The organism is Streptococcus mitis subsp. hohhotensis, from assembly GCF_000722775.1.
GTDB lineage: Bacteria > Bacillota > Bacilli > Lactobacillales > Streptococcaceae > Streptococcus > Streptococcus carlssonii.
Genome location: NZ_JPFZ01000010.1, coordinates 49594 through 68795, shown reverse-complemented (window position 1 = coordinate 68795; position 19202 = coordinate 49594). Strand labels below are relative to the sequence as shown.

General features: G+C 41.9%; 16 protein-coding genes and 1 pseudogene. 13 read left to right on the top strand and 4 right to left on the bottom strand.

Features of this window, described 5'->3' with window-relative positions; all coding sequences use genetic code 11:
• Nucleotides 1-2 precede the first annotated feature (2 nt).
• The 3 genes from SK608_RS07695 to SK608_RS07685 are packed head-to-tail and all read right to left on the bottom strand — an operon-like array spanning nucleotide 3 to nucleotide 2256.
• Nucleotides 3-680 (bottom strand): amino acid ABC transporter permease, encoded by a 678-nt coding sequence (locus SK608_RS07695; protein ID WP_000131137.1) that lies wholly within the window; start codon nucleotides 678-680, stop codon nucleotides 3-5.
• 12 nt (nucleotides 681-692) lie between these two features.
• Complete coding sequence (locus SK608_RS07690; protein ID WP_082242470.1) at nucleotides 693-1487, bottom strand: transporter substrate-binding domain-containing protein; 795 nt, start codon at nucleotides 1485-1487, stop codon at nucleotides 693-695.
• Nucleotides 1488-1497: 10 nt separating this feature from the next.
• Entirely contained in the window at nucleotides 1498-2256 is a 759-nt protein-coding gene (locus SK608_RS07685; protein ID WP_001229569.1) for an amino acid ABC transporter ATP-binding protein, read from the bottom strand.
• Between the two features lie 176 nt (nucleotides 2257-2432).
• On the opposite strand from SK608_RS07685, the gene recJ reads away from it, so the two are divergent.
• The 8 genes and pseudogenes from recJ (at nucleotide 2433) to SK608_RS07645 (ending at nucleotide 13412) form a co-directional block, all read left to right on the top strand.
• Nucleotides 2433-4655, top strand: coding sequence for a single-stranded-DNA-specific exonuclease RecJ (gene recJ, locus SK608_RS07680; protein WP_033678072.1), 2223 nt, complete (start codon nucleotides 2433-2435; stop codon nucleotides 4653-4655).
• A 173-nt stretch (nucleotides 4656-4828) separates the two neighbouring features.
• Complete coding sequence (locus SK608_RS07675) at nucleotides 4829-6490, top strand: ribonuclease J (RefSeq protein WP_000065614.1); 1662 nt, start codon at nucleotides 4829-4831, stop codon at nucleotides 6488-6490.
• A gap of 66 nt (nucleotides 6491-6556) precedes the next feature.
• Nucleotides 6557-7336 (top strand): alpha/beta hydrolase, encoded by a 780-nt coding sequence (locus SK608_RS07670; RefSeq protein WP_023943640.1) that lies wholly within the window; start codon nucleotides 6557-6559, stop codon nucleotides 7334-7336.
• Nucleotides 7337-7466: 130 nt separating this feature from the next.
• A pseudogene (locus SK608_RS11770) lies at nucleotides 7467-8672 on the top strand (aminoacyltransferase); the annotation flags it as partial.
• Between the two features lie 18 nt (nucleotides 8673-8690).
• The gene (gene murN / locus SK608_RS11765) at nucleotides 8691-9923 is read left to right on the top strand and encodes a peptidoglycan bridge formation alanyltransferase MurN (RefSeq protein WP_033678068.1); all 1233 of its coding nucleotides are present in this window, start codon (nucleotides 8691-8693) and stop codon (nucleotides 9921-9923) included.
• A gap of 78 nt (nucleotides 9924-10001) precedes the next feature.
• Complete coding sequence (locus tag SK608_RS07655) at nucleotides 10002-10703, top strand: M57 family metalloprotease (RefSeq protein WP_033677939.1); 702 nt, start codon at nucleotides 10002-10004, stop codon at nucleotides 10701-10703.
• Nucleotides 10704-10741: 38 nt separating this feature from the next.
• A complete protein-coding gene (gene uvrC, locus SK608_RS07650) occupies nucleotides 10742-12589 on the top strand; it encodes an excinuclease ABC subunit UvrC (protein ID WP_033677937.1) in 1848 nt (615 codons plus the stop codon).
• A complete protein-coding gene (locus SK608_RS07645; protein WP_033677935.1) occupies nucleotides 12579-13412 on the top strand; it encodes a metallophosphoesterase family protein in 834 nt (277 codons plus the stop codon). The genes uvrC and SK608_RS07645 overlap by 11 nt, the downstream gene beginning before the upstream one ends.
• Nucleotides 13413-13591: 179 nt before the next feature.
• Here SK608_RS07645 and SK608_RS07640 read toward each other — a convergent pair whose 3' ends face one another.
• The gene (locus SK608_RS07640) at nucleotides 13592-14392 is read right to left on the bottom strand and encodes an amino acid ABC transporter substrate-binding protein (protein WP_033677930.1); all 801 of its coding nucleotides are present in this window, start codon (nucleotides 14390-14392) and stop codon (nucleotides 13592-13594) included.
• A gap of 170 nt (nucleotides 14393-14562) precedes the next feature.
• Between SK608_RS07640 and SK608_RS07630 the strand changes: the two genes are divergently transcribed.
• The 5 genes from SK608_RS07630 to brnQ all read left to right on the top strand — a co-directional run bounded on the left by SK608_RS07630 (nucleotide 14563) and on the right by brnQ (nucleotide 19111).
• A complete protein-coding gene (locus tag SK608_RS07630) occupies nucleotides 14563-15168 on the top strand; it encodes a nitroreductase family protein (protein WP_000670164.1) in 606 nt (201 codons plus the stop codon).
• 13 nt (nucleotides 15169-15181) lie between these two features.
• Nucleotides 15182-16582: a dipeptidase PepV gene (pepV, locus tag SK608_RS07625; protein WP_033677926.1), complete on the top strand. Its 1401-nt coding sequence runs from the start codon at nucleotides 15182-15184 to the stop codon at nucleotides 16580-16582.
• Between the two features lie 53 nt (nucleotides 16583-16635).
• On the top strand, nucleotides 16636-17226 hold the full coding sequence (locus tag SK608_RS07620; RefSeq protein WP_033677920.1) for a uracil-DNA glycosylase family protein: 591 nt from the start codon (nucleotides 16636-16638) through the stop codon (nucleotides 17224-17226).
• On the top strand, nucleotides 17223-17510 hold the full coding sequence (locus SK608_RS07615; RefSeq protein ID WP_033677918.1) for a rhodanese-like domain-containing protein: 288 nt from the start codon (nucleotides 17223-17225) through the stop codon (nucleotides 17508-17510). The genes SK608_RS07620 and SK608_RS07615 overlap by 4 nt, the downstream gene beginning before the upstream one ends.
• A gap of 275 nt (nucleotides 17511-17785) precedes the next feature.
• Complete coding sequence (gene brnQ / locus SK608_RS07610; RefSeq protein WP_033677916.1) at nucleotides 17786-19111, top strand: branched-chain amino acid transport system II carrier protein; 1326 nt, start codon at nucleotides 17786-17788, stop codon at nucleotides 19109-19111.
• Nucleotides 19112-19202 lie beyond the last annotated feature (91 nt).

The following is a 19202-nucleotide window of genomic DNA, read 5'->3' as shown; positions in this document are numbered from 1 at the left end:
TCCTAAAGTGAATAGGCTTTTTTGTTTGCTTGCTCCATCTTGCGACCAAACTGGGCAACAGGAAAGCAAAGAGAAAAGTAGAGAAGGGCAGCTCCTAGAAAGGCTGGGATATAGTTTCCGTTAAGAGCCGACCAAGACTTGGTCACAAACATCAAGTCTACACCAGAAATGATAGCGACTGTGGAGGTATTCTTGATGAGGTTGACGATTTGGTTGGTCAAAGGAGGGAGGATGATACGGAAAGCCTGAGGTAAGATAATCAAGCGCATGGCGCTGATATAGGTAAAACCTTGAGACAAGGCGGCTTCCATCTGACCGCTAGGAATAGACTGAATACCTGAGCGAATCACCTCAGCGATATAGGCGCCGTGATAGAGTCCTACGCAGAGTACAGCTGTCCAATAAATCGGAATCATGATGATATGGTCACTGATAAGAGGTAGGCCATAAAAAACGATAACAAACTGCACCAAGAGGGGAGTATTTTGGTAAAATTCGACAAAGATACGAGCCAAAATTCTCAAAATTGGACGTTTACTGGTCGACATAGCTCCGAAGAAGATACCCAAAACCATGGCTAGGATAAAGGATCCAATCGCTAGGGCAAGAGTGAAGAGGAAACCATTGAAAAATTGTCCAAAATCCTGAAAATAGGCAGTCCAAGATGATAAATCTGTCATAGGGTATCCTCCTTAATCTGCGGTATGGCTAGATGGTTTGAGCTTGTAACGGTCATAAAGTTTCTGCAAACTACCATCCTTGCTCCATTTAGTAACCAAGTTATCAAGATAGTCGTTGAGCTCGGTATTTGATTTCTTGGTAACGATACCGTAGTCAGATGGCTTGAAACTATCATCTAGTAGTACTGTGCGTTTGCTGATGTAGCCAGACAGAATCGAGCGGTCAACGGAAAAGGCATCGATACGATGAGCGTGCAGGGAAGTAATCAATTCTGGGTAGGAACCAAGTTCGACGAATTTAAACTTCAGACCTTTCTTTTTACCCAGTTCAGTAATCAGGCGTTGGGTGATGGAACCTTGGGCGACTCCGATGGTTTTGCCGTTTAGGTCCTCAATCTTTTTGATTTTGGCAGATTTATTGACCAAAAATCCAGATGCGTCCGTGTAGTAGGGACTGGTAAAGTTGTAGAGTTTTTTGCGTTCGTCTGTAATGGTGAAGGTTGCGATATCCATATCGACCTGTTCATTGTCTAGGAGCGGTCCACGAGTTTGCGCTGTAACAGGCACATAACGAACCTTGACCTTGAGCTCATCAGCTACCATCTTGGCCAGGTCAGTTTCGATACCAGAAAAGGTCCCTGTCTTGGGATCCTTGTAACCGAAATTGGGAACGTCTTGTTTGACACCGACAACTAGCTCGCCTCTTTTTTGAATATCTGCGACACTGGTATCAGCCTGTACTGGTTTTGTAGCAGCAAGGCCGAAAAGGCTAATCAATAATGCGGATAAAAAGAATTTCTTTTTCATAGGCGCCTCCTTATTTGACTTTGTCACTTTCGTGGTTGATGATTTTGCTGAGGAATTGTTGGGCACGAGGTTCGCTTGGATTGTCGAAAAAGTCATCGACATCTGTCGTATCCACCAAAACTTCTCCATCAGCCATAAAGATAATGCGGTCAGCAACTTCACGGGCGAAGCCCATTTCATGGGTCACGACAATCATATTCATACCATCGTGGGCCAATTTTTGCATAACTGCTAGAACATCGCCGATGGTTTCAGGGTCAAGAGCAGATGTTGGCTCATCAAAGAGAAGGAGTTCAGGATGCATAGCGAGTCCACGTGCGATGGCAATCCGTTGTTTTTGTCCACCAGATAGCATGGCTGGATAAGAATCTTTCTTGTCCCACATATTTACAAATTCCAGATATTTTTGGGCTGTTTTTTCAGCTTCTTTTTTATCAATTCCTAGAACTTTTATGGGTGCTAGTGTTACGTTTTCTAACACTGTTTTATGCGGATAGAGGTTAAAATGTTGGAAAACCATGCCTACTTCCTTGCGAAGAGGTACCAAATCTTTCTGGCTGGCACCAGCAACTTGGTGACCATTTACTAGGAGACTTCCCTTGTCAACAGCCTCCAAACCATTGATGGTGCGGATAAGAGTGGACTTACCAGAACCAGATGGTCCGAGTAGGACAACGACTTGTCCTTTTTCAAAACGGAGATTGATGTCGCGGAGTGCGTGGTAGTCTCCGTAATATTTTTCGACGTGTTCAAATTCTACTAAAGCCATAAGGAATCTCCTTTGTGTTAGATTTTATAACACGATTCTACACCAAAAGAATTGCCTTGTCAAATCATATCTGAAAAAATTCACTAAAATTTTATAAAAAAGCAATCTGGATAGAGAAAACGTCTAAATCATGTTATAATGAAGCAATAGAATTCTTAGAAAGAGTGGATGTCTTTTTGATAACACCTACTTATGAATGGCAGTTTGCCCCGCAGGTAGAAGATGCGGATTTTACAAAGATAGCCAAGAAGGCTGGACTGGGTCCTGAGGTGGCTCGGTTATTATTTGAAAGAGGAATTCAGGACCAAGAAAGTCTGAAGAAGTTTTTAGAACCTTCCTTGGAGGACTTGCACGATCCTTATCTACTCCATGATATGGATAAGGCAGTGGAACGGATTCGTCAGGCCATTGAAGAAGGGGAAAATATTCTCATTTATGGAGATTACGATGCGGATGGAATGACTTCGGCTTCTATTGTGAAGGAAAGTTTGGAACAGCTTGGCGCTGAGTGCCGTGTTTACTTGCCCAATCGTTTTACTGATGGCTATGGTCCAAATGCTAGTGTCTATAAATACTTTATCGAGCAAGAAGGAATTTCCTTGATTGTGACGGTTGACAATGGGGTTGCTGGTCATGAGGCTATTGAATTGGCCCAGTCTATGGGAGTAGATGTCATTGTGACCGACCATCATTCTATGCCTGAAACCCTGCCTGATGCCTATGCCATCGTTCACCCTGAACACCCTGATGCGGATTATCCTTTTAAATATTTGGCTGGTTGTGGAGTTGCTTTCAAGTTGGCTTGTGCACTTTTGGAAGAAGTACAAGTGGAATTGCTTGATTTGGTTGCTATTGGTACCATTGCTGATATGGTGAGTTTGACAGATGAGAACCGTATCTTGGTTCAGTATGGGTTGGAAATGTTGGGACACACTCAGCGCATTGGTCTACAAGAAATGATGGATATGGCTGGGATTGCTGCCAATGAAGTGACAGAAGAGACAGTTGGTTTCCAGATTGCCCCTCGTTTGAATGCCTTGGGTCGCTTGGATGATCCTAATCCTGCCATTGATTTGCTGACTGGATTTGACGACGAGGAGGCGCATGAGATTGCCCTTATGATTCATCAGAAAAACGAAGAGCGCAAGGAAATCGTCCAGTCTATCTATGAAGAAGCTAAGACCATGGTGGATCCTGAGAAGAAGGTCCAGGTCTTGGCCAAGGAAGGCTGGAATCCTGGGGTTCTAGGTATCGTGGCTGGTCGTTTGTTGGAAGAACTAGGGCAGACAGTCATCGTTCTCAATATAGAGGACGGTCGTGCCAAGGGTAGTGCTCGTAGCGTGGAAGCGGTCGATATTTTTGAGGCTCTGGATCCTCATAGAGACCTCTTCATAGCCTTTGGTGGCCATGCTGGCGCAGCAGGAATGACGCTGGAAGTGGAGAAACTCTCAGATTTATCTCAGGTTTTGGAAGATTATGTCCGTGAAAAAGGTACAGATGCTGCTGGCAAGAACAAGTTAAACTTAGATGAAGAGCTAGACTTGGAGACACTTAGCTTGGAAACGGTCAAAAGTTTTGAACGTTTAGCTCCCTTTGGAATGAACAATCAGAAACCTGTCTTTTATATCAAGGATTTTCAGGTCGAAAGTGCCCGTACTATGGGGGCAGGCAATGCCCATCTCAAGTTGAAAATTTCCAAAGGTGAGGCGAGTTTTGAAGTGGTAGCCTTCGGTCAAGGCAGATTGGCAACAGAATTTGCCCAAACCAAGAATCTAGAGTTGGCAGTTAAATTGTCTGTCAACCAATGGAATGGTCAAACTGCCCTCCAGTTGATGATGGTGGATGCGCGTGTAGAGGGTGTTCAACTCTTTAACATCCGTGGGAAGAATGCAGTCTTGCCAGAAGGAGTTCCGGTCTTGGATTTTGCTGGAGAATTGCCGAATCTGGCGGATAGTGAAGCTGTTATCGTAAAAAACGTTCCTGAGGATATTACTCAGCTGAAGACCATTTTTCAGGAACAGAATTTCTCTGTTGTCTATTTCAAAAATGATATTGACAAGGCCTACTATCTGACAGGCTATGGGACTAGAGAGCAGTTTGCCAAATTGTACAAGACCATCTACAAGTTCCCAGAGTTTGATATTCGCTACAAACTGAAGGATTTGGCGGCTTATCTCAATATTCAACAAATCTTGCTGGTCAAGATGATTCAAGTATTTGAAGAACTAGGCTTTGTGACCATCAAAGATGGTGTCATGACAGTGAATAAAGAGGCACCGAAGCGAGAGATCGGAGAAAGTCAGATTTACCAAAATCTCAAACAAACCGTTAAAGACCAAGAAATGATGGCGCTGGGTACCGTGCAAGAAATTTATAACTTTTTAATGGAAAAAGAATAGCAGATAGGAAAGAGTTGGGCAACTAGCTCTTTTTTGAAAACAAATCTTCATTTTGAAAATCATCAAAAAAATGGTATAATGGTAGGAAAAGATTCGGCTAAAAGTAATAGTGCTTTTAGAATAAGAGGGCAAGTAACCCTATAATCAAGATAAACTAAGCTTTCGGAGGAAAAATGAGTAATATCAGTTTAACAACACTTGGTGGTGTGCGTGAAAATGGGAAAAATATGTATATCGCTGAAATCGATGGGTCTATTTTCGTTTTGGATGCAGGTCTAAAGTACCCTGAAAATGAACAACTAGGGGTGGATGTGGTTATTCCTAATATGGACTACCTTTTTGAAAATAGCGACCGTATCGCAGGGGTCTTCTTGACCCACGGCCATGCGGATGCCATTGGTGCGCTGCCTTATCTCTTGGCTGAAGCTAAGGTGCCTGTATTTGGGTCTGAGCTGACCATTGAGTTGGCCAAACTCTTTGTCAAAGGAAATGACACAGTTAAGAAATTCAATGATTTCCATGTTATCGATGAGGATACGGAGATTGATTTTGGAGGAACTGTGGTGTCCTTCTTCCGTACGACCCACTCTATCCCAGAAAGTCTGGGTGTTGTCTTGAAGACAGCTGAAGGTAGTATCGTTTATACAGGTGACTTCAAATTTGACCAGACAGCTAGTGAATCTTATGCGACAGACTTCGCTCGTTTGGCAGAAATCGGTCGTGATGGAGTTCTAGCTCTTCTTAGCGATTCAGCCAATGCAGATAGCAATATCCAAGTGGCTAGCGAAAGTGAAGTTGGGGACGAGATCACTCAAACCATTTCGGACTGGGATGGTCGTATCATTGTTGCAGCAGTAGCCAGCAACCTCTCTCGTATCCAGCAGGTGTTTGACGCTGCGGATGCAACAGGTCGTCGTGTGGTCTTGACAGGATTTGATATTGAAAATATCGTCCGCACTGCTATTCGCCTTAAGAAATTGTCTCTAGCTAATGAGAGTCTTTTGATTAAGCCAAAAGATATGTCTCGTTTTGAAGACCATGAGTTGATTATCCTTGAGACAGGTCGTATGGGTGAGCCTATCAACGGTCTTCGCAAGATGTCGATTGGGCGCCATCGTTATGTGGAAATCAAGGACGGTGACCTGGTCTATATCGTAACGACTCCATCTATCGCCAAAGAAGCGGTCATGGCGCGTGTGGAAAATATGATTTACCAAGCTGGTGGAGTGGTCAAACTGATCACTCAAAGCTTGCGTGTGTCAGGACATGGGAATGCGCGTGACTTGCAGTTGATGATTAATCTCTTGCAACCTAAGTATCTCTTCCCAATTCAAGGGGAATACCGCGAGTTGGATGCCCACGCTAAGGCTGCTATGGCAGTTGGGATGTTGCCAGAACGCATTTTCATTCCTAAAAAGGGAACCAGCATGGCTTATGAGAATGGAGACTTTGTCCCAGCTGGAGCGGTTTCGGCAGGGGATGTCTTGATTGACGGGAATGCCATTGGTGATGTTGGCAATGTGGTTCTTCGTGACCGTAAGGTTTTGTCAGAGGATGGTATTTTCATCGTCGCAATTACCGTTAACCGTCGTGAGAAGAAAATTGTAGCCAAGGCTCGTGTTCATACGCGCGGATTTGTTTATCTCAAGAAGAGTCGCGATATTCTCCGTGAAAGTTCAGAATTGATTAACCAAACGGTAGAAGACTATCTTCAAGGAGATGACTTTGACTGGGCAGATCTCAAAGGGAAGGTTCGTGATAATCTGACCAAGTACCTCTTTGACCAAACCAAACGTCGTCCAGCTATTTTACCAGTAGTCATGGAAGCGAAATAATTGTTGAAATAAACGGAGAGAAAGTCGAATTTCGGCTTTTTCTTATAGAAAAATAGAGGAAAAATTATGGCAGTAATGAAAATCGAGTATTACTCACAAGTCTTGGATATGGAGTGGGGGGTGAATGTCCTCTACCCTGATGCCAATCGAGTGGAAGAACCAGAGTGTAAAGATATCCCTGTCTTGTACCTCTTGCACGGGATGTCTGGCAATCATAATAGTTGGCTCAAGCGGACTAATGTAGAACGCTTACTTCGGGGGACTAATCTCATTGTCGTTATGCCCAATACTAGCAATGGTTGGTACACTGATACTCAGTATGGTTTTGATTATTACACAGCTCTGGCAGAGGAATTGCCAGAGGTTTTAAAACGCTTCTTCCCTAATATGACTAGCAAGCGTGAAAAGACCTTTATCGCTGGTCTCTCTATGGGAGGTTACGGCTGTTTTAAACTGGCTCTTGCTACAAATCGTTTCTCTCGTGCAGCTAGTTTTTCGGGTGCCCTTAGCTTTCAAGAGTTTTCTCCTGAAAGCCAAAATCTGGGGACACCAGCTTACTGGAGAGGTGTGTTTGGGGAGATTAAAGATTGGACAGCTAGCCCCTATTCTCTTGAAAGTCTGGCTAAAAAATCGGACAAAAAGACCAAGCTGTGGGCTTGGTGTGGTGAGCAGGATTTCTTGTATGAAGCCAATAATCTCGCAGTGAAAAACCTCAAAAAGCTGGGATTTGATGTGACCTATAGCCATAGCGCTGGAACTCACGAATGGTACTATTGGGAAAAACAATTGGAACGGTTTCTAGGAACTCTGCCAATTGATTTCAAATTAGAAGAGAGATTGAGTTAGTTTTTTATAAATGAACCACTATTTATAGTTATTCTTGGATTTAAAACAATGCTGGAAGTCTGTTTTCACTAGACTTTTCAAACGAAAGTAGTAGAATAGTAATAAGATACTGGAGGAAAGAGAGTAGGAAATGTACCGTTATCAAATTGGCATTCCCACATTAGAATATGATCAGTTTGTCAAAGAACATGAATTAGCTAATGTATTACAAAGCAGTGCTTGGGAAAAAGTGAAATCTGATTGGAATCATGAGAAATTTGGTGTCTATGAAGAGGGGAAGTTACTGGCTGTGGCTAGTATTCTCATAAAATCTCTGCCTTTAGGCTATAAAATGTTTTATATTCCAAGAGGACCTATATTGGATTACAGGGATATAGAACTTTTAAAGTTTGTCCTGCAGTCTATTAAGTCTTATGCTCGCAGTAAGAGAGCGGTTTTTGTGACTTTCGATCCAAGTATTTGTCTATCTCAATATTTGGTCAATCAAGATAAGATAGAATATCCTGAAAATCTTGCTATTGTTGAGATTTTAGGGCAATTAGGAGTGAAATGGTCTGGGCGGACAACCGAGATGGATGACACCATTCAGCCTCGTATTCAGGCGAAAATATACAAGGAAAATTTTGAAGAAGATAAACTTTCTAAATCAACGAGGCAAGCTATCCGAACAGCACGAAACAAAGGGCTTGAGATTCAATATGGTGGACTGGAACTATTAGATTCATTTTCGGAGTTGATGAAAAAAACTGAGAAGCGAAAAGAGATTCATTTAAGAAACGAAGCCTATTATAAAAAATTATTAGATAACTTCAAAGAAGATTCTTATATCACGCTAACGAGTTTGGATGTTTCTAAGCGTTTAAGAGAATTAGAAGAACAGTTAGCTAAAAACAAAGCGTTGGAAGAGGCGATTACTAAGTCGACTCGAACTTCAAAAGTAGAGGCACAGAAGAAGGAAAAAGAGCGTTTGGTAGAGGAAATAGATTTCTTGCAGGGATATATGAATATGGGAAAATCAAACATTCCCTTAGCGGCTACTTTGAGTTTGGAATTTGGTAATACCTCTGTCAATCTATATGCTGGTATGGATGATGATTTTAAACGTTACAATGCACCAATTTTAACTTGGTATGAAACGGCTCGCTATGCCTTTGAGCGAGGTATGTTGTGGCAAAATTTAGGTGGTGTTGAAAACTCTCTCAATGGTGGACTTTATCATTTTAAGGAAAAATTTAATCCAACGATTGAAGAATATTTGGGAGAATTTACAATGCCTACCCATCCTCTCTATCCTCTGTTAAGACTTGCTCTTGATTTCCGTAAAACATTAAGAAAAAACATAGAAAGTAAGTATATGGCACTAATTACACTCACGAAAGAAGAGTTTCAGGCTTATTCTGATCAGGTTTCTTCTCGTTCCTTTATGCAATCTGTTCAGATGGGGGACTTGTTAGAAAAAAGAGGGGCTCGAATTGTTTATCTAGCTTTGAAACAAGAAGGAGAAATTCAAGTTGCAGCTCTGGTTTATAGCTTGCCCATGCTGGGTGGTCTGCATATGGAGATCAATTCGGGGCCGATTTATACCCAACAAGATGCTCTTCCAGTTTTTTATGCGGAGTTAAAAGAATATGCCAAGCAAAATGGTGTATTAGAGTTGCTTGTAAAACCTTATGAAACTTATCAAACTTTTGATAGTGAAGGTAATCCAATAGATACTGAGAAAAAAAGTATCATTCAAGGTTTAACTGATTTAGGTTATCAATTTGATGGCTTGACAACAGGTTATCCAGGTGGAGAACCAGATTGGTTATACTATAAAGATTTGACTGAATTAACTGAAAAGAATTTGCTTAAAAGTTTTAGCAAAAAGGGTAAACCCTTGGTGAAAAAGGCTGAAACGTTTGGCATTCGGTTGAAAAAGTTAAAACGTGAAGAGCTATCAATTTTTAAGAATATAACAAAAGAAACCTCTGAACGTAGAGAATATAGTGATAAAAGTTTAGAATACTATGAGCATTTTTATGATGCTTTTGGAGAACAAGCTGAGTTTCTCATAGCAAGCTTAAATTTTTCGGAGTATATGAGCAAATTGCAAGGTGAACAAAGTAAACTAGAAGAAGTCTTGGACAAGTTGCGACTTGATTTGAGTAAAAATCCTCATTCTGAGAAAAAACAAAATCAACTGAGAGAATATTCTAGTCAATTTGAAACGTTTGAAGTTCGAAAAGCAGAAGCGAGAGACTTGATTGAAAAATATGGAGAAGAAGATATTGTTTTAGCCGGGAGTTTGTTTGTTTATATGCCTCAGGAAACGACTTACCTCTTTAGTGGTTCCTACACTGAATTTAATAAGTTCTATGCCCCTGCGCTACTTCAAAAATATATTATGTTGGAAAGCATAAAACGTGGAATACCTAAATACAACTTCCTAGGGATTCAAGGGATTTTTGATGGTAGTGATGGTGTTTTGCGTTTTAAACAAAATTTTAATGGCTATATTGTACGCAAAGCGGGTACTTTCCGTTACCATCCATCACCTTTAAAATACAAAGCTATTCAGTTACTCAAAAAAATAGTAGGACGTTAAGATGAAAAAACCAGTATTTAGTTTTCTTTCAGCTTGTTTTAGTAAAATAGTCTTTATTTTCTAGAAAGGTGGAGGGACATGCGCTGGCTTTTTCGTTTGATAGGGGTTTTCTTTTCTTTTGTGTGGCGTTTGTTTTGGCGCCTGGTTTGGATTGTTTTGCTTTTAAGCACTCTTGCTTTTGGATTTCTCTGGTATCTGAACGGGGATTTTCAAGGAGCGCTGAAGCAAGCAGAGCGGTCAGTAAAGATTGGTCAACAAAGTATCGACCAATGGGAAAGAACAGGGCAACTGCCTAAGTTAAGCCAGACAGATAGTCATCAACACTCTGAAGGAAGGTGGCCACAGGCCTCTGCTCGTATTTACTTGGATCCCCAGATGGATTCACACTTTCAAGAAGCTTATGTAGAAGCGATTCAGAATTGGAATCAAACGGGTGCTTTTAACTTTGAAATTGTCACCGAGTCCAGCAAGGCAGATATCTTGGCTACGGAGATGAATGACGGAGGCACTCCTGTGGCAGGAGAAGCGGAAAGTCAGACCAATCTCTTAACAGGACAATTCTTGTCTGTCACGGTACGGTTGAATCACTATTATCTGTCCAATCCTAACTATGGCTATTCCTATGAGCGCATTGTCCATACTGCAGAACATGAGTTGGGTCATGCGATTGGCTTGGACCATACAGATGAGAAGTCTGTCATGCAACCTGCGGGTTCATTTTATGGTATCCAGGAAGAGGATGTTGAAAGACTTCGAAAAATATATGAGACCAATGAGTAGGGGATTATCTTTCCCTACTTTTTTGCTATAATGGAACTATGAACAACTTGATTAAATCAAAACTAGAGCTCTTGCCGACCAGCCCTGGTTGCTACATTCACAAGGATAAAAACGGCACCATTATCTATGTAGGAAAGGCTAAAAATCTGCGTAACCGCGTGAGGTCCTATTTCCGAGGGAGTCACGATACCAAGACAGAGGCCTTGGTATCTGAAATTGTGGATTTTGAATTTATTGTTACGGAGTCCAATATTGAGGCACTTCTCCTAGAAATCAACCTGATTAAGGAAAACAAGCCCAAGTACAATATCATGCTCAAGGATGATAAGTCTTATCCTTTCATCAAAATCACCAATGAACGCTATCCTCGTTTGATTATCACTCGTCAGGTCAAAAAAGATGGAGGTCTTTATTTCGGACCTTATCCAGATGTAGGGGCAGCCAATGAAATCAAGCGATTACTGGATCGGATTTTCCCTTTTCGCAAGTGTACCAATCCACCGTCTAAGGTCTGTTTTTACTACCATATCGGTCAATGTATGGCCCACACCATCTGTAAGAAGGATGAGGACTATTTCAGGTCTATGGCTCAGGAGGTTTCTGATTTTCTGAAAGGGCAGGATGATCAAATTATCGATGACCTCAAGAGCAAGATGGCAACGGCAGCCCAGACTATGGAGTTTGAACGTGCAGCGGAATACCGTGACCTGATTCAGGCTATTGGAACACTTCGAACCAAGCAACGGGTCATGGCTAAGGATCTCCAAAATCGTGATGTCTTTGGCTACTATGTGGATAAGGGCTGGATGTGTGTACAGGTTTTCTTTGTTCGTCAGGGCAAGCTTATTGAGCGCGATGTCAATCTTTTCCCCTACTACAATGATCCGGATGAGGATTTCTTGACCTACGTGGGACAATTCTATCAAGAAAAATCCCACCTGGTTCCCAATGAGGTACTAATTCCGCGGGATATTGACGAAGAAGCTGTCAAGGCTTTGGTAGACACCAAGATTCTTAAGCCTCAGCGTGGAGAGAAAAAGCAACTGGTCAATTTGGCTATAAAGAATGCTCGAGTCAGTCTAGAGCAGAAATTCAACCTGCTAGAGAAATCTGTCGAAAAGACCCAAGGGGCTATTGAAAATCTAGGACGCTTACTCCAAATCCCGACACCAGTCCGCATCGAGTCCTTCGATAACTCCAACATCATGGGAACTAGTCCTGTTTCTGCCATGGTGGTCTTTGTCAACGGCAAACCAAGTAAGAAGGATTATCGTAAGTATAAAATCAAGACTGTCGTTGGGCCAGACGACTATGCCAGTATGAGAGAAGTCATTCGCAGGCGTTATGGTCGAGTTCAACGTGACGGCTTGACTCCGCCAGATTTGATTGTGATTGATGGGGGACAAGGTCAAGTCAATATTGCTAAGCAAGTCATCCAAGAGGAGCTAGGCTTGGATATTCCCATTGCAGGTCTGCAAAAGAATGACAAGCACCAAACCCATGAATTGCTCTTTGGAGATCCGCTTGAAGTGGTGGAGTTATCTCGCAATTCTCAGGAATTTTTCCTCCTTCAGCGCATCCAAGATGAGGTACACCGCTTTGCTATCACTTTCCATCGCCAACTGCGCTCCAAAAATTCCTTTTCATCACAATTGGATGGCATTGACGGCCTGGGACCTAAACGCAAGCAAAATCTCATGAAGCATTTTAAGTCTCTGACCAAAATCAAGGAAGCCAGTGTGGATGAGATTGTCGAAGTTGGGGTGCCTAGAGCAGTCGCAGAAGCAGTGCAGAGGAAGTTGAACCCGCAGGAAGAAGTGGAGTTGGCTCAAGTGGCGGAAGAAAGAGTAGAATACCAAACGGAAGGAAACCACAATGAACCATAAAATCGCAATTTTATCAGATATTCATGGCAATGCGACGGCCTTAGAAGCAGTGATTGCAGATGCTAAAAATCAAGGAGTCAGTGAATACTGGCTTCTGGGAGATATTTTTCTTCCTGGTCCAGGTGCAAATGACTTGGTAGCCCTGCTAAAGGACATTCCTATCACAGCCAGTGTTCGAGGTAATTGGGATGATTGTGTCCTTGAGGCCTTGGATGGTGAATATGGTTTGGAACATCCACAAGAAATCCAGTCAATGCGAATGACCCAGTTTTTGATGGAGCGAATGGATCCTGCAACGATTGTATGGCTACGAAGCTTACCTTTGCTGGAAAAGAAAGAAATTGACGGCTTGTGCTTTTCTATCTCTCATAATTTGCCAAATAAGAACTATGGTGGTGACTTGCTAGTTGAGAATGATACAGAGAAATTTGACCAACTACTAGATGAGGAAACGGACGTGGCAGTCTATGGTCATGTTCACAAGCAGTTGCTTCGTTATGGCAGTCAAGGGCAACAAATCATCAATCCAGGTTCGATTGGTATGCCCTATTTTAATTGGGAGGCGTTAAAAAATCACCGTGCCCAGTATGCCGTGATAGAGGTTGAAGATGGGGAATTGGTCAATATACAATTTCGTAAAGTTGCTTATGATTACGAGACTGAGTTAGAATTGGCCAAGTCCAAGGGGCTTCCCTTTATCGAAATGTATGAAGAATTACGTCGTGAAGATAACTATCAGGGACACAATCTGGAACTCTTAGCCAGCTTAATAGAAAAGCATAGGTATGTAGAAGATGTGAAGGATTATTTTGATTTTTTGTAAAAGTTTCCTAAAATAACCAATGCAAACTAAAAACGATTGACTGGTCCAATCGTTTTTAATATATCTTATACTCAATGAAAATCAAAGAGCAAACTAGGAAGCTAGACGTAGGCTGCTCAAAACACTGTTTTGAGGCTGCAGATAGAGCTGACGTGGTTTGAAGAGATTTTCGAAGAGTATTATTGTAACTGAGATTGATCTGGAAGATAAGAACCCCCTAGATAGGTATTACTGAGTTTTTCGAGTGTTCCGTCTTGGTAGAGTTCTTTGAGTGCTTTATCAAATTGCTCTTTAAACTCTTTCTGGTCGCTTGAGAAAACGATATAGTTGTTGGGGCTATCGGCAGAAGGTAAATCAACGACTGAGAGATCTAAGCCACGGTCCTTGATGATCTTTTGAACGGATACCTTGTCAAAAATGAGGAAATCAAATTCACCGTTAGAGAGGTCTAGGATTCGTTTACCGATATCCTCACCAGAAAAATCAATTGTAGCAGGATTATCAGTATGTTTTTGATTCCAGTTATTAATGAATTGAGCGTTTGAAGTTCCAGTATCCTCCTGTGTTGTTTTGCCAGCAATTTGGTCAAGTGAAGTCAGAGGATTTTTCTTGTTGCTGACGAGGACGAGGGGGTTGTTCGAAATTGGAAGTGAGTAAAGGTATTTTTCAGCACGCTCTTTTGTGTAACTCAGGTTGTTGGCTGCAGCTTGATAGTGACCAGAATCAAGTCCTGGGAAGATACTCTCCCAAGCAGTTCTTTGGAATTGAATCTCGTAGTCGCTGAGTTTTTCATCCACTGCCTTTAGAACTTCAATATCGAAGCCTGTCAGATTGCCTTTATCTTCGTAGTCAAATGGTGGCACATCACCAGCTGTAGCAACGACGATTGTCTTTTGAGAGCTGGTTTCTTTAGGTGTAGCTTGATTTCCACAGGCAACTAAAAATGGGAAGATGAGTAGTAAAAGGCTAAATTTTTTCATAATATCTCCATTCAAATGTAAAGTACTTGCTAGTTTATCAGAAACTTTCTTGATGAACCAATATATATTTTTTATGGCTGTAATAAAAAATCTTAATCATGAAAAATCCCTGCAAGCTCTTTCAAATTATGGTAGAATGGAAGCAGTAGAATTAGAAAAGGAAATCGATTATGAAATTTCTTGAATTAAATAAAAAACGTCATGCGACTAAGCATTTCACTGATAAGCCAGTGGATCCAAAAGATGTGCGTACGGCTATCGAAATTGCAACCTTGGCACCGAGTGCCCACAACAGCCAGCCTTGGAAATTTGTAGTGGTGCGTGAGAAAAATGCCGAACTAGCAAAATTGGCTTACGGTTCAAACTTTGAACAGGTATCATCAGCGCCTGTAACTATTGCCTTGTTTACAGACACAGATTTGGCTAAACGTGCTCGTAAGATTGCTCGTGTTGGTGGTGCTAATAACTTTTCTGAAGAGCAACTTCAATATTTTATGAAGAATTTGCCTGCTGAATTTGCCCGTTACAATGAACAACAAGTCAGCGACTATCTAGCCCTCAATGCAGGTTTGGTTGCTATGAATTTGGTTTTGGCTCTTACAGATCAGGGAATCGGATCAAATCTGATTCTTGGTTTTGACAAATCAAAAGTCAATGAAGTTTTGGATATCGAAGACCGCTTCCGCCCAGAACTCTTGATTACAGTGGGATACACAGACGAAAAATTGGAACCAAGTTACCGCTTGCCAGTAGATGAAATCATCGAGAAAAGATAGAAAGAAGAAAAAAATGACAACAATTGATTTTACAGCAGAAGTAGAAAAACGCAAAGAAGACCTCTTGGCTGACTTGTTTAGCCTTTTGGAAATTAACTCAGAACGTGATGATAGCAAGGTTGATGCTGAGCATCCATTTGGGCCTGGTCCAGTAAAAGCCTTGGAAAAATTCCTTGAAATCGCAGACCGCGATGGCTACCCAACTAAAAATGTTGACAACTACGCAGGACATTTTGAGTTTGGTGATGGAGAAGAAGTTCTCGGAATCTTTGCCCACATGGACGTGGTGCCAGCTGGTAGCGGTTGGGACACAGACCCTTACACACCAACTATCAAAGATGGTCGCCTTTATGCGCGTGGGGCTTCGGACGACAAGGGTCCTACAACAGCTTGTTACTATGGTTTGAAAATCATCAAAGAGTTGGGCCTTCCAACTTCTAAGAAAGTTCGCTTCATCGTCGGAACTGATGAAGAATCAGGCTGGGCAGACATGGACTACTACTTCGAGCACGTAGGACTTGCCAAGCCAGACTTTGGTTTCTCTCCAGACGCTGAGTTCCCTATCATCAATGGTGAAAAAGGAAATATCACGGAATACCTTCACTTTGCAGGTGAGAATGCAGGTGCAGCTCGTCTTCACAGCTTCACAGGTGGTTTGCGTGAAAACATGGTACCAGAATCAGCAACAGCTGTCGTTTCAGGTGGTTTGGCTGACTTGCAAGCTAAACTAGATGCCTTTGTTGCAGAACACAAACTTAGAGGAGAACTCCAAGAAGAAGCTGGCCAATACAAGGTGACCATCATTGGTAAATCAGCCCACGGTGCTATGCCTGCTTCAGGTGTCAATGGTGCGACTTACCTAGCCCTCTTCCTTAGCCAGTTTGACTTTGCTGGTCCAGCCAAAGACTACCTTGACATCGCTGGTAAAATTCTTTTGAACGACCATGAGGGTGAAAATCTCAAGATTGCCCATGTGGATGAAAAGATGGGTGCTCTTTCTATGAATGCAGGCGTCTTCCGATTTAATGAAACAAGTGCTGATAATACCATTGCCCTTAATATCCGCTATCCAAAAGGAACAAGTCCAGAACAAATCAAGTCAATCCTTGAAAACTTGCCAGTTGCTTCTGTTAGCCTTTCTGAGCACGGTCATACCCCTCACTATGTGCCAATGGAAGATCCACTTGTGCAAACCTTGTTGAATGTTTATGAAAAACAAACTGGTCTTAAAGGTCATGAGCAAGTTATTGGTGGTGGTACCTTTGGTCGTTTGCTGGAGCGTGGGGTTGCCTACGGTGCCATGTTCCCAGACTCAATTGACACCATGCACCAAGCAAATGAATTTATCGCCTTGGATGATCTCTTCCGTGCAGCAGCAATCTATGCCGAAGCTATTTACGAATTGATCAAATAATGATATAGAAGTCTGAGATTGTATGCTTAGACTTCTTTTTGGAGGGAAAGTAGATGTCTCAAATTGAAAGAATCAAGCAGGCTATTATGGCAGATCCTCAGAATGCTACCTATACAAAGCGTGGCATCGAGCCTCTCTTTGCAGCGCCAAAGACTGCTCGCATCAATATCATCGGTCAGGCACCTGGACTTAAAACCCAAGAGGCAGGCCTTTACTGGAAGGATAAAAGTGGCGATCGCTTGCGGGATTGGCTAGGTGTGGATGAAGATACCTTTTACAATTCAGGTTATTTTGCTGTTTTGCCTATGGATTTCTACTTTCCAGGGCATGGTAAGTCAGGTGACCTGCCACCGAGAACTGGGTTTGCGGAAAAATGGCATCCTCAGCTCTTGCAAGAATTACCAGACATCCAATTGACCCTCTTGATTGGCCAGTATGCCCAAGCCTACTATTTAAAGGAGAAAATCAGTGGCAAGGTGACAGAAAGGGTAAAACATTACCAGAACTACTTGCCAACCTATTTTCCACTAGTTCACCCCTCGCCGCGAAATCAAATCTGGATGGCTAAAAATCCTTGGTTTGAGTCAGAAGTGGTGCCGGATTTGAAAGAAAGAATTAAAACTATTTTAGGAGAAAAAGAATGAAAGAAATAGCCTTTGACGCATTTTACCAGCTTTACCAAAACGACCAACTTTCTTTAGTGGACGTGAGAGAAGTGGATGAGTTTGAAGCTCTTCATTTAGAAGGTGCTCAGAATCTTCCTCTGAGTCAATTAGCCGATATCTATGATCAGTTGGATAAGGACCAGTTACATTATGTTATTTGTAAATCTGGAATGAGATCGGCGCGTGCTTGCCAATTCTTATCTGAACAAGGTTATGAGGTTATCAATGTACAAGGTGGCATGATGTCCTTTGAAGAACTTTAATACTCAATGAAAATCAAAGAGCAAACTAGGAAGCTAGCCGCAGGCTGTACTTGAGTACGGCAAGGTGAAGCTGACGTGGTTTGAAGAGATTTTCGAAGAGTATAAACATTAGAATTTTCTCCTACTTGGCGTGGACTGGGTAGGGGATCTTATTTTTAGACAATTCTCATTTTTAAGAATCTTGAAAACATTCAATATTTACTTCGTGAAGCTTTTTTCATACTCCTATTCATGATATACTAGGTCAGTATTTTATAAATATGAAGGAGATTTTCATGGCTAAAAAAGGTGCCCTAACAGGTTTGCTCCTGTTTGGAATATTTTTTGGTGCGGGAAACTTGATTTTTCCGCCTTCTCTAGGTGCTTTATCTGGAGAACATTTTCTTCCTGCCATCGCAGGTTTTGTCTTTTCAGGCGTCGGTATCGCAGTCTTGACCCTTATTATTGGAACGCTCAATCCTAAAGGATATATCTACGAGATTTCAACAAAGATAGCGCCTTGGTTTGCGACTCTTTACCTCTCAGTTCTTTACTTGTCAATCGGCCCATTCTTTGCCATCCCACGTACAGCTACAACAGCTTACGAAGTAGGGATTAGCCCCCTTTTGTCGAATGCAAATAAAGGTCTTGGTTTGATTGTCTTTACGGTTCTGTATTTTGCGGCAGCCTATTTAATTTCGCTTAATCCATCAAAAATCTTAGACCGTATCGGCCGTATTTTAACACCAGTCTTTGCGATTTTGATTGTTATCTTGGTTGTGCTAGGAGCTATCAAATATGGTGGGACAAGTCCTCAAGCTGCGTCAGCTGCTTATCAGGCTTCTGCCTTTGGTACAGGTTTCCTAGAAGGTTATAATACCTTGGATGCCCTTGCCTCAGTTGCCTTTAGTGTAATCGCAGTTCAAACCTTGAAACAACTTGGATTTTCAAGTAAGAAAGAATACATTTCAACCATTTGGGTTGTTGGTATCGTTGTTGCCCTTGCTTTCAGCGCCCTTTATATCGGTTTAGGTTTCCTTGGAAATCATTTCCCAGTGCCAGCTGAAGCGATGAAGGGTGGAACACCAGGTGTATACATCTTATCACAAGCGACTCAAGAAATCTTTGGTTCAACAGCTCAACTCTTCCTCGCAGCCATGGTTACTGTAACCTGCTTCACAACAACAGTTGGTCTGATTGTGTCAACAGCTGAGTTCTTTAATGAGCGTTTCCCACAAATCAGCTACAAGGTTTATGCGACAGCCTTTACCTTGATTGGATTTGCCATTGCCAATTTGGGTCTTGATGCGATTATCAAGTACTCCATTCCAGTATTGGTTATCTTGTACCCAATCACGATTGCTATCGTTATGATTGTCATTGTTAACAAATTTGTGGCTCTTTCAAAACCAGGTATGCAGTTGACAATTGCTGTTGTTACAGCCATTGCCATTGCAAGCGTACTAGGAAGCTCGTTTAAGGTTGAGTTTCTTGCAAACCTTGTCAACGCTCTTCCTTTTGCCAAGGCATCTCTCCCATGGTTAGTACCAGCTGTTGTCGGAATCTTGATCTCATTGGTTTTACCAAACAAGCAAGAAAGCGATGTTTTTGAAATGGAATAATCATTAAAATCACTTTTGTAGCTAAGTCTACAGGAGTGATTTTCTTTTTTATCCGATGATAAATGTGTTATAATAGGTAGCAAAAGAGGTA